Annotated in this window: 13 protein-coding genes; 10 read left to right on the forward strand and 3 right to left on the reverse strand. The window is 65.6% G+C overall.

Features of this window, described 5'->3' with window-relative positions; genetic code table 11:
- Nucleotides 1-13 precede the first annotated feature (13 nt).
- From AC1DB0_RS01155 to arfB, 3 genes are all read right to left on the reverse strand, one after another.
- Nucleotides 14-1,066: an alkene reductase gene (locus AC1DB0_RS01155; RefSeq protein ID WP_175169071.1), complete on the reverse strand. Its 1,053-nt coding sequence runs from the start codon at nucleotides 1,064-1,066 to the stop codon at nucleotides 14-16.
- Nucleotides 1,067-1,127: 61 nt separating this feature from the next.
- Nucleotides 1,128-1,475: an ArsR/SmtB family transcription factor gene (locus AC1DB0_RS01160; RefSeq protein ID WP_054421655.1), complete on the reverse strand. Its 348-nt coding sequence runs from the start codon at nucleotides 1,473-1,475 to the stop codon at nucleotides 1,128-1,130.
- Nucleotides 1,476-1,575: 100 nt separating this feature from the next.
- Complete coding sequence (arfB, locus tag AC1DB0_RS01165; RefSeq protein ID WP_054421652.1) at nucleotides 1,576-1,992, reverse strand: alternative ribosome rescue aminoacyl-tRNA hydrolase ArfB; 417 nt, start codon at nucleotides 1,990-1,992, stop codon at nucleotides 1,576-1,578.
- A gap of 101 nt (nucleotides 1,993-2,093) precedes the next feature.
- Between arfB and queE the strand changes: the two genes are divergently transcribed.
- From queE to AC1DB0_RS01215, 10 genes are all read left to right on the forward strand, one after another.
- Complete coding sequence (gene queE, locus AC1DB0_RS01170) at nucleotides 2,094-2,726, forward strand: 7-carboxy-7-deazaguanine synthase (RefSeq protein WP_175169072.1); 633 nt, start codon at nucleotides 2,094-2,096, stop codon at nucleotides 2,724-2,726.
- Between the two features lie 28 nt (nucleotides 2,727-2,754).
- The gene (gene queD / locus AC1DB0_RS01175; RefSeq protein WP_054421646.1) at nucleotides 2,755-3,198 is read left to right on the forward strand and encodes a 6-carboxytetrahydropterin synthase QueD; all 444 of its coding nucleotides are present in this window, start codon (nucleotides 2,755-2,757) and stop codon (nucleotides 3,196-3,198) included.
- A gap of 236 nt (nucleotides 3,199-3,434) precedes the next feature.
- The gene (locus AC1DB0_RS01180) at nucleotides 3,435-3,911 is read left to right on the forward strand and encodes a MarR family winged helix-turn-helix transcriptional regulator (RefSeq protein WP_054421643.1); all 477 of its coding nucleotides are present in this window, start codon (nucleotides 3,435-3,437) and stop codon (nucleotides 3,909-3,911) included.
- Nucleotides 3,908-5,971 carry an FUSC family protein gene (locus AC1DB0_RS01185; protein WP_447577939.1) on the forward strand — a complete coding sequence of 688 codons (2,064 nt, stop codon included), beginning with the start codon at nucleotides 3,908-3,910 and terminating at the stop codon, nucleotides 5,969-5,971. The genes AC1DB0_RS01180 and AC1DB0_RS01185 overlap by 4 nt, the downstream gene beginning before the upstream one ends.
- Complete coding sequence (locus AC1DB0_RS01190; protein WP_054421638.1) at nucleotides 5,968-6,180, forward strand: DUF1656 domain-containing protein; 213 nt, start codon at nucleotides 5,968-5,970, stop codon at nucleotides 6,178-6,180. The genes AC1DB0_RS01185 and AC1DB0_RS01190 overlap by 4 nt, the downstream gene beginning before the upstream one ends.
- Before the next feature lie 2 nt (nucleotides 6,181-6,182).
- Complete coding sequence (locus AC1DB0_RS01195) at nucleotides 6,183-7,160, forward strand: efflux RND transporter periplasmic adaptor subunit (protein WP_427948703.1); 978 nt, start codon at nucleotides 6,183-6,185, stop codon at nucleotides 7,158-7,160.
- 75 nt (nucleotides 7,161-7,235) lie between these two features.
- A complete protein-coding gene (locus AC1DB0_RS01200; protein ID WP_476756779.1) occupies nucleotides 7,236-8,657 on the forward strand; it encodes an efflux transporter outer membrane subunit in 1,422 nt (473 codons plus the stop codon).
- Between the two features lie 163 nt (nucleotides 8,658-8,820).
- Nucleotides 8,821-9,654 (forward strand): hypothetical protein, encoded by an 834-nt coding sequence (locus tag AC1DB0_RS01205; RefSeq protein ID WP_476756778.1) that lies wholly within the window; start codon nucleotides 8,821-8,823, stop codon nucleotides 9,652-9,654.
- Between the two features lie 13 nt (nucleotides 9,655-9,667).
- Nucleotides 9,668-11,398, forward strand: coding sequence for a thiamine pyrophosphate-binding protein (locus AC1DB0_RS01210; RefSeq protein ID WP_476756777.1), 1,731 nt, complete (start codon nucleotides 9,668-9,670; stop codon nucleotides 11,396-11,398).
- 63 nt (nucleotides 11,399-11,461) lie between these two features.
- Nucleotides 11,462-12,439, forward strand: a complete 978-nt coding sequence (locus AC1DB0_RS01215; protein ID WP_054421627.1) for a Bug family tripartite tricarboxylate transporter substrate binding protein — start codon at nucleotides 11,462-11,464, stop codon at nucleotides 12,437-12,439.
- The last annotated feature ends 1 nt before the right edge of the window (nucleotide 12,440 follow it).

Genomic DNA, 12,440 nt, shown 5'->3' on the forward strand with positions numbered 1-12,440 from the left:
CCTCGTTGGCGCTTCAGGGCAGCGCCGGATAGTCCGTGTAACCCACGGCGCCTTGCGCGTAGAACGTGGACGAATCCGGCGTGTTCAGCGGCGCGTTCAATTCAAAACGGCGCACCAGGTCCGGGTTGGCGATGTATTGCACGCCAAACGCCACGGCATCGGCACGGCCGGCGTCGATGGCGGCTTCGGCGGATTCGCGCGTGAACCCTTCGTTGGCGATGTACACGCCGCCAAACGCGGCCTTCAGCTTCGGGCCCAGGCTATCTTCGCCTTCGTGTTCGCGGGCGCAGATGAATGCGATGCCGCGCTTGCCCAGTTCGGTAGCCACGTAGGTAAACGTGCCGGCCAGATCCGAATCACCCATCGTGTGCGCATCGGCGCGCGGCGACAGATGCACGCCCACACGGCCCGCGCCCCAGATTTCCACGCACGCATCCACCACTTCCAGCAGCAGACGGGCGCGGTTTTCCAGCGAACCGCCGTACTGGTCGGTGCGATGGTTGGTGCTGTCTTGCAGGAACTGGTCCAGCAGGTAGCCGTTGGCGGCATGCACTTCAACGCCGTCGAAACCGGCTTCCTGCGCCATCTTCGCGCCATGGCGATAGGCTTCGAGCACGCCCGCCACTTCGGCCGTTTCCAGCGCACGCGGGGTGACGTAGGCGCGCTTGGGGCGCACATGGCTGACGTGGCCGCCGGCCGCAATCGCGCTGGGCGCAACGGGCAGTTCGCCATTCAGGAAGATCGGGTCGGAAATGCGGCCCACGTGCCAGAGCTGCGCAGCAATCAAACCGCCCTTGTCGTGCACGGCGGCGGTGATCTTGCGCCAGCCCTTCACTTGCTCGGTCGACCACAGGCCCGGGGTATCGGCATAGCCCACGCCCTGCGGGGTCACGGAGGTGGCTTCGGTCAGAATCAGGCCGGCGTCGGCGCGCTGGGTGTAGTACTCAAGCATCAAGTCGTTGGGCACGCGGCCTTCGCTTGCACGCTGACGGGTCAGCGGGGCCATGATGATGCGGTTGCGCAGCGTAAGGTCGCCGACGCGCAGGGGGTCAAACAGGGAGCTCATGCAAAATCCTTCCGTCCCGGATCACGGGGCGCTGGGGCCGCGGCCAAGGGCCTGCGGCTGACTACATATCCTGATTCAATTGCCGCAAAAACGCGGCAATCACGGGTTCATTGCGACGGAAAAATACCCACTGCCCCACCTTCGTCGACGTGATCAGGCTTGCACGCTGCAAGACGGCCAGGTGCGATGACACGGTGGACTGTGACAAGCCGCAGCGGTCATCGATGTGGCCCGCACACACCCCATGTTCAAAGGTGTGGCCGGGGCGCTCTTCGAAGTACGCCTGCGGTGTCTTCAGCCACGCGAGAATGTCGCGCCGCACGGGATTGGCCAGCGCCTTGAGGATGGCGTCGGCGTCAATGCCCGGCAGGTTGCCGGTCTGATCGGTCGGTGAAGAGGATGCGGTCATATTGGTATATCGCAATTTATCGAATCATATATCGTGAATGCTCGATATATAGTCATGCCCCTGTGCGAATTGGGGTTTTTGCTTTGCAACACGGGAGAGATCAGTCCCCCTGCACCCGGCCACGCAGCCGTTTGACCTCGCCGTGCTGGACCTTGCGCTGCACCCGGCGGCGCTGGGAAGAACGGGTCGGTTTGGTGGCGCGGCGCGGTTTGTCGACCTGAATCGCCGCCCGCACCATGCCGATCAGGCGCTCAATGGCTTCGGCCCGGTTTTTTTCCTGGCTGCGAAACGACTGCGACTTGATGACGATGACGCCCTCTTTAGAGATGCGGTGGTCGCTGACGGCGCACAGCGCGTCCTGGACCTCGGGCGGCAGGCTGGAGGCGCGCACGTCAAAGCGCAGGTGCACGGCGCTGGACACCTTGTTGACGTTTTGCCCGCCCGCGCCCTGGGCGCGGATCATGGAGAACGTCAGGTCGCGCTCGTCGATATACAGGGAATCTTGAACATGAAACATGGGCGCGAGTCTATACCAAGTAAAATAATCCGCTTTTGCTTTAATCCGCTTTTGCGTGAACTTACGGCGTCCGGCTCTGCACCACGCCATTACTCCCCCCTATGACCTACTCCGCCAAAGAAATATTCAAGACCCTGCAAGGCGAAGGCGCCCATGCGGGCCGCGCGGCGGTGTTTTGCCGGTTTGCGGGCTGTAACCTCTGGACTGGCCGCGAAAGCGACCGCGCCAGCGCCGCCTGCACGTTCTGTGACACCGACTTCATCGGCACTGACGGTGAAGGTGGTGGCAAATTCACCACCGCCGAGCTGCTGGCCGACGCCATCGCGGCATCCTGGGGCCCAGGTACGGAAGACCGCTACGTGGTCTTCACGGGCGGCGAACCGCTGCTGCAACTGGACGACGCGCTGCTGGCCGCCGTCCATGCGCGCGGCTTCACCGTGGCCATTGAAACCAATGGCACCGTCAAGCCGCCCGAGGGCATCGACTGGATCTGCGTCAGCCCCAAAGGCACCGCGCCGCTCGTCATTGAACGCGGCAACGAGCTGAAGCTGGTCTACCCGCAGCTCAATGCCCTGCCCGAAGCCTTTACGCATCTGGATTTCGAGCACTTTTTCCTGCAACCCATGGACGGCCCCACGCGCGTGAAGAACACCGAGCAAGCCGTTCAATACTGTATGCAGCACCCGCAATGGCGGCTCAGTTTGCAGACTCACAAATACATAGGCATTCCATGATTTACCCGAACGCGCGGCGGAGCACGCAATGATTTCCGTGACCCGCAGGCTGGAATTCGACGCCGGCCACCGCATTCCCGATCACCGCAGCCAGTGCCGCAACCTGCATGGCCACCGCTATGTGCTGGAAATCACCCTGACGGGTGACATCGTGCAAGCCCCCGGCGAATCTGACAACGGCATGTTGATGGACTTCTCCGAAATCAAACACATCGCCAAGACCCACATCGTGGACGTCTGGGATCACGCGTTCCTGGTGTTTGAAGGCGACGCCGCCGTGCGCGGCTTTTTGGACACCCTGCCCGGCCACAAGACCGTGGTGCTGGACCGCATTCCCACGGCCGAAAACCTGGCCAAGATCGTGTTCGACACGCTGGCCCCGCACTATCACGGCCACTACGGCGCCGACTTGCGCCTGTCGCGCGTGCGTCTGTATGAAACGCCCAACTGCTGGGCGGATTGCAACGGGTAGTTGAAGGATTGCGCGCGATGACGTGGCCGGTTTCTGGCCAGGGGGGTTCTGGCCCCATCTGTTGCGCGCATTCCCCCTGGTGCGCTGGCCGTCAGCGCCGCCCGGCAGGGCCGCACCGGCCCCGTTTTTCCACCTATGGAAAGACCCCCTTCTATCTAGCCAATTGAAAAAATCAATGGGGATATTCGCCATTTTCAATTATTAGTAAGCTAATAGATAGGATACAATCTATCTCCATGAACACGCCTTCCGACTCCCAACTCATGGCCACCACCGCAAATCTGATGGTGCTGTCCCGCGCCTATCGTGGCGCCGCTGATAAAGCGCTGGTCGACTACGGCCTGTCGCAAGCGACGGCCTGGCCCGTCATCCTGGCTGGCCGCCTGGGCGACGGCGTGCGCCAAGGCGCGCTGGCCGAGGCGCTGGGCGTCGAAGGCCCGTCCCTGGTTCGTGTGCTGGATCAGCTGGTGGCCGCCGGCCTGATGGAACGCCGCGAAGACGCGCACGACCGCCGCGCCAAGACGTTGCACCTGACGCAAGCCGGCCATGCGCTGCGCGCGCAGGTCGAAGACGTGCTGGTGGAACTGCGCCGCCGCCTGTTCAGCGGCGTCAGCGAAGCCGACCTGGAAGCGTGCCTGCGCGTCTTCGATGCGCTGAAAGTGTCCCTGGGGCGCGGCACCGCAGGCGGCCATCAACAGGACAATCAATCGTGAAATTGCCGAACGTCCGCGAAACCATCTTTTCGCTGAAGAGCTACCTAAGCGCCATCATGGCGCTTTATCTGGCCTACAGCATGGGTTTGCCGCGTCCGTTCTGGGCGATGACTACCGCCTATGTCGTGGCGCAGCCCTGGTCGGGCGCCGTGCGCTCCAAGGCGCTGTACCGGCTCGTCGGCACCTTCTTCGGTTCGGCCGCCACCGTGTACATGGTGCCGCGGCTGTCGAATTCGCCCGTCATCATGACGGGCGCCATGGTGTTGTGGGTAGGCGCCTGCCTGTACATGTCGGTGCTGGACCGCACGCCGCGTTCTTACCTGTTCATGCTGGCCGGCTACACCGCCGCGATGATCGGCTTTCCCAGCGTGACGGACCCTTCCCTGGTGTTCGACACGGCACTGGCCCGCGTGGAAGAGATCAGCCTGGGCATCGTCTGCGCCACGCTCGTCCACAGCATTGTGCTGCCGCGTGGCCTGGCGCCCGCGTTGACGCTGCAACTGGACAAGGCCGTGCGCGATGCGCGCAACTGGATGCACGACACCCTTAGCGGGCAGAACGCCGAACAGCGCGACCGCGACCGCCGCGTGCTGGCCAACGACATCACGCAGCTGCGTCTCTTGTCCACCCACGTGCCGTTTGACACTAGCAACCTGCGCTGGACGTCCGGCGCGGTGCGCGCCATGCAGGACCAGATTTCGGCGTTGACGCCCGCCGTCTCGGCCGTGGAAGACCGGCTGCGCGCCTTGCAAGCGAATGATCAGCCGCTGCCGGAACCCGTGTCTACGCTGCTGAACGACATCTCGGAATGGATCAACGCGGGCGCCCAGGCCTCGCACGAAACCGCCGTGCAATTGCGCGCGGCCGTCACCCGCCTGACACCCGCCATCGACAGCCATTCCACATGGCGCGACGCGCTCTTGGCCAGCCTGATGACGCGGCTGCGCGAGTTGATCGACACCTATGACGAATGCCTGGCGCTGCGCCGCGAGATTCGCGCCGGGCTGGAAGGCGCGCCGCTGCGGGCGCCCATGCGCACGCAGCGTTCCAACCGCGACCCGAACGCCGCGCTGCACCGCGACCACGGCATGGCGCTGTTGTCGGCCCTGGCCGCGGGCGTCGCCATTTCAGTGTGCTGCGCGTTCTGGATCGGCACGGCCTGGAGCAACGGCGCCACCGCCGCGCTGATGGCCGCCATCTTCAGCTGCTTCTTCGCGTCGCAAGACAACCCCGTGCCGGGCATCATGCAGTTCCTGACCTACACGGTGTATTCGATTCCGCTGTCGGCGCTGTATCTGCTGGGCATCATGCCCGCCATCCATTCGTTTGAAATGCTGGCGCTGGCGATGCTGCCGACCGCCTTCGTGCTGGGTATTTTCATCGCCCGCCCCGCCAGCGCCGGCAAGGCCATGGCGATGCTGTTCGGCTTTCTGGGCACGATGGCGCTGCAAGACACCAACACTGCCGACGTCGTCTCGTTCATCGACACGCAAGTGGCGCAGTGCATGGGCGTGGCTACGGCCGCCATCATCGCCGCCATCTTCCGCACGGTCAGCGCCGACTGGAGCGCCCGCCGCATCCAGGCCGCCAACTGGAAGGAACTGGCGACCTTGGCCAGCTCGCCGCGCGCGCCCTCGCGCCACACATACACCGCGCGGATGCTGGACCGCATCGGCCTGTTGCAGCCGCGCCTGGCGCTGGCCCAGCGCCCGGATGATCTGGTTGCCGCCGACGCGCTGAAAGACCTGCGTGTGGGCCGCGACATCACCGAGCTGCAACGCGCGCGCCGCCATCTGCCGATGGCTGAGCCCACGATACAGCCGGTGCTCAATAGCCTGGCGCAGTTTTTCCGCGCACGGTCGTCGTGGCGCATCGGCGAAAAAACGCCGGAGTTCCTGGCGCAGATCGACCGCGCCTTGTCCAGCGTTGCCGCCACCCCGCAAGGCCTGGCCGCGCGAGACCGCGCCGTGGTGGCCCTGGTGGGCATCCGCCGCGCCTTCTTCCCCGACGCGCCCGACTACCAACCCGCCCATCCCGCCATGGAGGGCCACGCATCATGATCGGCGAATTCAATCTCTACGGTATTTACTTCCCTTGGCTGCTGGTGCTGGGCGTGGTCACGCTTGGCGTGGCCTGGGCGCTGCGCCGCGTGCTGGCGCGCGCCGGCCTGTACCGCCTGGTGTGGCACCCCGCGCTGTTTGATCTGGCGCTGTTCGTGGTGCTGCTGTATGGCGTCTCCCTGATTTCCCCTTATTTTCTCCAGAGATAGGTATGAAACTCCCCAATGCTCTTCGCCCTGCTGCTATCGGCAAGTTCGCGGTGACGGCGGTTGTCGTCGCCGCCGCCGCTTACGCCGGCTGGCAGCTCTGGGTGCACTACGAAGTTGAACCCTGGACGCGCGACGGCCGCGTCAAAGCCTATGTGGTCCAGGTGGCGCCCGACGTGTCCGGCCTGGTGACCGCCGTGCCCGTACACGACAACCAGGACGTCAAAGCCGGCGACCTGCTGTTTGAAATCGACCGCGCCCGCTTCCAGCTGGCGTTCGATCAGGCGCAAGCCTCCGTGCGTTCGCAGCAAGTGGCGCACGACCAGGCGCTGCGCGACGCCAAGCGCAACCGTTCGCTGGGCCAGTTGGTGGCCGCCGAAGCCGTTGAACAAAGCCAGACCAAGGTGCAGCAGACCGAAGCCGCGCTGGCCCAGGCCGAAGTGCAGCTGAACACCGCGCGCCTGAACCTGGAACGCAGCCGCGTGCTGGCCGCAAGCGATGGCCGCATCACCAACCTGGACTTGCGCGCGGGCTCGTACGCCACCGCAGGACACGGCGTGATGGCGCTGGTAGACGCCGGGTCGTTCTATGTCGAAGGCTATTTCGAAGAAACCAAGCTGCCCGGCATTCATGAAGGCGACCCCGTCACCGTGACCTTGATGGGCGACTCGCGCCACATCCGCGGCCACGTGGAAAGCATCGCCATGGGCATCGCCGACCGCGACCGCAGCACGGGCGCCAACCTGCTGCCCAACGTGAACCCGACGTTCAACTGGGTGCGCCTGGCGCAGCGCATTCCGGTGCGCGTAAAGATCGACGACGTGCCAGAGGGCGTGCGCCTGGTGGCGGGCCAGACGGCGACGGTGTCGGTCGACCCGAAGCCTGTGCAGGCGGCCCAGCAAGACACCACTCCTGGCACCACTCCGGCCACGACCCAGAGCCCCTCGCAACGCGCGGCGCCCGACACGCCTCCGCCGGCCTGATCGCCTGTTTTTCCACAACCTGATTTCTGACGATCTATTTTTCAACCCTCTTATCAACGCCAAGCCGTACCTGCCATGAACACCAAACACCTTCTGCCGCTGATGCTGGCCCTTGCGCTGGCCGGATGCACCACCGTGGGCCCTGATTACCAGGTGCCGGCCGGGTCGGTCGTCCAGCGACAGGCGGCCCAGGGTGCGTTCCTGGAAGCGCAGGCGGGCGTGTTCCAGCAGCAGGCGGTGTCGGGCCACTGGTGGCGTTTGTATAACGACCCGGTGCTGGACGGCCTGGTTGAAAAAGCGTTGTCGGCGAATACGGACTTGCGTGTGGCCAGCGCCAACCTGGAACGTGCGCAGGCCGCCGTGCAGGAATCGCAGGCGCAGCAGCAGCCGACCATCGGCGTGAACGCGTCGCCCACGTTCGGCCATGTGTCGGGCTTGCAAGAGCTGCAACCGGGCATTGATCCCCCCAGCCGCTGGTCGTACTCGGCGGGCGCCAGCGTGTCGTACCAGCTGGACCTGTTCGGGCAAATTCGCCGCGCTATCGAAGCCGCCAGCGGCGACGCGCAGGCCGCGCAAGCCGCCTACGACGCCACGCGTGTGACGGTCGCCGCCGAGACCGCGCGCGCCTACGCCAACATGTGCGCGGCCGGCATGCAGCTGGCGTCGGCGCAGCACTCGGTGCAGGTGCAAAAGGAATCACTAGATGCCGTCAGCCGCCTGCAACGCGCAGGCCGTGGCACCACGTTGGACGTCACCCGCGCCCGCAGCCAGCTGGAACAGCTGCAAGCCAACCTGCCGCCCTTCCAGGCGCATCAACGCACCGCCTTGTATCGCCTGGCCGCACTGACGGGCCAGACGCCCAACGAAATTCCCGCATCGCTGCTGCAATGCGCCGCCGCGCCGCGCCTGACCGACACCATCCCCGTGGGCGATGGCGCGTCGCTGCTGCGCCGCCGTCCCGACATCCGTCAGGCCGAACGCACGCTGGCCGCCAGCACGGCACGCATCGGCGTGGCCACGGCGGACCTCTATCCGAAGATCACGCTGGGCTTGTCCGGCGCATCGGGCGGCCCCGCTTCGATGTTTGGCGACCGCGGCACGTTCGGCTGGAGCGTGGGCCCGCTGATCTCGTGGACGCTGCCGAACACCGGCGCGGTGCAGGCCCGCATCGCGGAAGCCGAAGCCAACACCAAGGCTGCGGTGGCGCGTTTTGACGCCACGGTGCTGAACGCCTTGCGCGAAACGGAAAGCGCGCTGGTCGTCTACGCCCGCCAGCTGGACCGCAATGCGTCGTTGCGCGCCGCCCGCGACCAAAGCGCCGAAGCCGCTTCGCAAGCGCGCCAATTGTTCCAGTACGGCAAGACCGACTACCTGACCGTGCTGGACGCCGAGCGCACCCTGGCCACCAACGAAAGCGCGCTGGCCGCCTCGCAGGCGGAACTCAGCAGCGACCAGATCGCCGTCTTCCTGGCGCTGGGTGGCGGCTGGGAAAAGTAAGCCGCAGGCCGGCAATGTCGTTTCCATAATATGGATATGACATTGCCCGCGGGAAATGGCCGCCCGTAGAATTGTCTCATCGCTGATTTTTATAACTATCAATGAACCGCGTGGCGCAGCACATTGCGCCAGAGCGGTTCAGGCAATGAGACAAATCCATAATATGGAATACCTATCAGGGGCGGCGGGTGCGCGCGTCCTCGACAGCATCACCAAACTGACGCCCGACGATGCGGGCCGCGTTGTGATCGCGGGGTCGCACGGCGGCCGCTACGCGGCCTATTGCGCGGCACGCGGCAACGTACTCGCCGTCATCCTGAATGACGCCGGGGTGGGCTGGGAACAGGCCGGCATTGCGGGCTTGGCAGATTTACAGCAATGGGGCGTACCCGCCGCCACGGCCGACTACCGCAGTTGCCGCATCGGCGACGGCGCCGACATGGCCCGCCACGGGGTCATCAGCCACGCCAATGCCCTGGCGCAAGCGCTGGGCTGCCGCACCGGTATGGCCGTCGCCGACGCCGCCCTGGTGCTGGGCCAAGCGCCTGCCGGCCAGGCCCGGCCCGCCGCGCAGCAAGAATCCCGCTCCATTTTCAAAGCCGCTGCCGATGGCACGCCGCTGGTCGTCGGCGCCGACTCCGTATCGCTGGTGGATGCCGGCGACGACGGACGCATCGTGGTCACGGCCTCGCATGGCGAGCGGCTGGCGGGCCTGCACACCGACGGCGTGAAAGCCGCACCGCGTCTTGTGACCTTCAACGACGCCGGTATCGGCAAAGACAGCGCCGGCATCGGCCGGCTGCCGCTGCTGCAACAGCGCGGCATCGCAGCGCTGACCGTGTCGGCCTACAGCGCGCGCATCGGCGATGCCCGCTCGTGCTACCAGGATGGCGTGATTTCCTGCGCGAACGCACGCGCCCGCGAATGGGGCTGCCGCGTTGGCACGCCGCTGAAAACTTTCATCGACGCCCTGCTGAACGGGCGCGGCACTTACTAGGAGCATTACCCGCATGTCGGAAAAACTGGAAATCACGGGCGGCGAAGCCATTGCACGCATGTTCGCCGCGCACGACGTGGGCTTGATGTTCGGCATGGGCGGCTTTCAGCTGCTGCCGTTCTACGACGCCGTGCGGCGTCTGAAGCTGAACCACAACCTGATCAACGACGAGCGCTGCGCCGTGTTCGCCGCCGATGCCTACACCAAGGTCAGCGGCCGCCCCGGAGTCTGCGACGCAACCCTTGGCCCGGGCGCGACCAATCTGGTCACCGGGCTGGCCGAAGCCTATAACGCCGGCACGGCGATGGTGGCGCTGGTGGGCGATTCGCACCGGATGCATTCGTGGAAGAACATGACGCAGGAAGCGCGCCAGCTCGAGGTGCTGCGGCCGGTGGTGAAAGACGTGCTGCGCGTGGAAAAAATCGAGCGCATCCCGGAACTGGTGCGCCGCGCGTTCGCGGTGGCCACCAGCGGCCGGCCGGGTCCGGTGGTGCTGGATGTGCCGGAAGACATTGCGCATGAGGTGTACGCCTTTGATGCCGACGCCTTTTTTTCCAGCGCCAACTACCGCCGCGCCCCCGCCCTGCGCTGCCGCCCTGCCGCCGACGATCTGGCGCAGGCCGCCAGCATGCTGGCTGGCGCCGCCCGCCCGCTGATGCTGTGCGGCGGCGGCGTACACATCAGCGACGCGGCCAACACCGTGCAAACCTTCGCCCGGCAATTCAACATCCCCGTGGCGCACACGATGAGCGGCAAAGGCGCAGTCGCCTGCAACGATCCGCTGAACGCCGGCCTGTTCGGCCGCTACAGCCGCATCGCCAACGACCTGATCGCCAAGGCCGATTGCCTGTTTGTCGTGGGCTGCAAGCTGGGCGAAGTGGCCACGCGCCGCTACGACCTGCTGTCGGCGGGCACACCCATCATTCACCTGGACATCGTGGCCGAAGAGTTCGACCGCACCACCACGCCCGCCTTGCGCTTGTGGGGCGACGTGCGGGCCACACTGGAAGAACTGGGCGAACGCCTGGCCGCCCAACCCGCGTCCGCGCAAGGCCGCCAGGACTACGTGGATGAAGTGGGCCAGGCCATGCACACGTGGCGCGAATCCGTGAACGGCAAGCTGACGTCGGCCGACAGCCCCATTGGTATGGCGCGCCTGATGCATGAGATCAACGCCGCGCTGCCGGAAGACGGCATTCTGGTGGCCGACGGCGGCTTCGCCGCGCACTGGGGCGGCCTGCTGTTCGACACCAAGCGCGCGGGACGCGGCTTTGTGCCGGACCGCGGATTTGCGTCAATCGGCTATGGCATCCCGGGCGCCATCGGCGCCGCGGCCGCCGCACCGGGGCGGCAAGTCGTCAGCCTGACGGGCGACGGCGGCTGCAATATGTCGTTGGGCGAGCTGGAAACGGCCGTGCGCATGGGGCTGGCGTTTACGCTGGTGGTCGTCAACAACGCCGCGTCGGGCTACATCAAGGCGCTGCAACATCTGATGTACGGCAGCGGCAGCTACCAATCGTCCGACCTTGTGGAAACCAATTACGCCAACGTGGCGCGCGCGCTGGGCTGCCAGGGCATCCGCGTGGAAGACCCGGCCGACATCCCCGCCGCGCTGGCCCAGGCCTTCGCCTGCAAAGACCGGCCGACCATTCTGGACGTGGTGGTCACGCGCGACCCCGCGCACATGCTGCCGGGCGTGGACAGCCGGGCGGCCAAGATCAAGCCGGGCGACCGCATCGCCTGACCCGGGACATAACAACAAAGCGGCAACGCACACCACAATATCGAAGCGAGGAGACAACCCATCATGAAAGCAAAAACCTGGATGACGCTGGCAGCCGCAACGCTGGCCATGACGCTCACTGGCGCGGCCGGGGCGCAAAGCAGCTACCCCGACCGGCCGATCCGGCTGATCGTGCCCTTCCCGCCTGGCGGCACGTCGGACGTGGTGGGGCGCATCTTTGCCGAAGCGCTGGGCAAGCAGATCGGCCAAACCGTCGTGGTGGAAAACCGGGGCGGCGCGGGCGGCACGGTAGGCTCGCGTGCGGTCGCATCCGCCGCGCCGGACGGCTACACGCTGCTGCTGGGCACGTCCAGCACCAATGGCACGAATCCCGCCGTGTACAAAAATCTGCCATACGACGCCATCAAGGACTTCACACCCGTCACGCAGATCATCCGCGTGCCTGGCGTGATCGTCGTGAACAAGAACTTTCCCGCCAAGGATTACGCGTCGTTCGTGACGCTGATCAAAGGCGCGCCAGGCAAGTATTCGTATGCCTCGTCCGGCAACGGCGGCGCCACCCATATGGCGATGGAATACTACAAATCGCTGTCCGGGCTGGACATGATGCATGTGCCGTACCGCGGCACCGGCCCGGCGCTCAACGATGTCATCGCGGGCCAGGTGCCTATCTTGTGGGACACGGCGGCCTCATCGATGGCGCACATCCAGTCAGGCAGCGTGCGCCCAATCGTGGTGGCGGCCAAGGCGCGCCTGCCGCAATTGCCGGATGTGCCCACGTTCGCCGAAGTAGGCCTGCCCGACTACGACGCTGAAATGTGGAACGGCCTGCTGGCGCCTGCCGGCCTGCCGAAAGACATTCTTGCCAAGCTGAACGACGCATCGCGCAAGGCCTTGGCCGATCCCGATGTGCAGGCCAAGTACGCCGGAGTGGGCGCGTATGTCGTCGCCGATAAACCCGACGCGTTTGCCGCGATGATTCGCGACGATGTGGCCAAGTGGAAAAAGGTGGCCGACTTCGCGCACATTTCGGCGGAATGAC

It is taken from the genome of Achromobacter sp. 10T422, assembly GCF_056394065.1.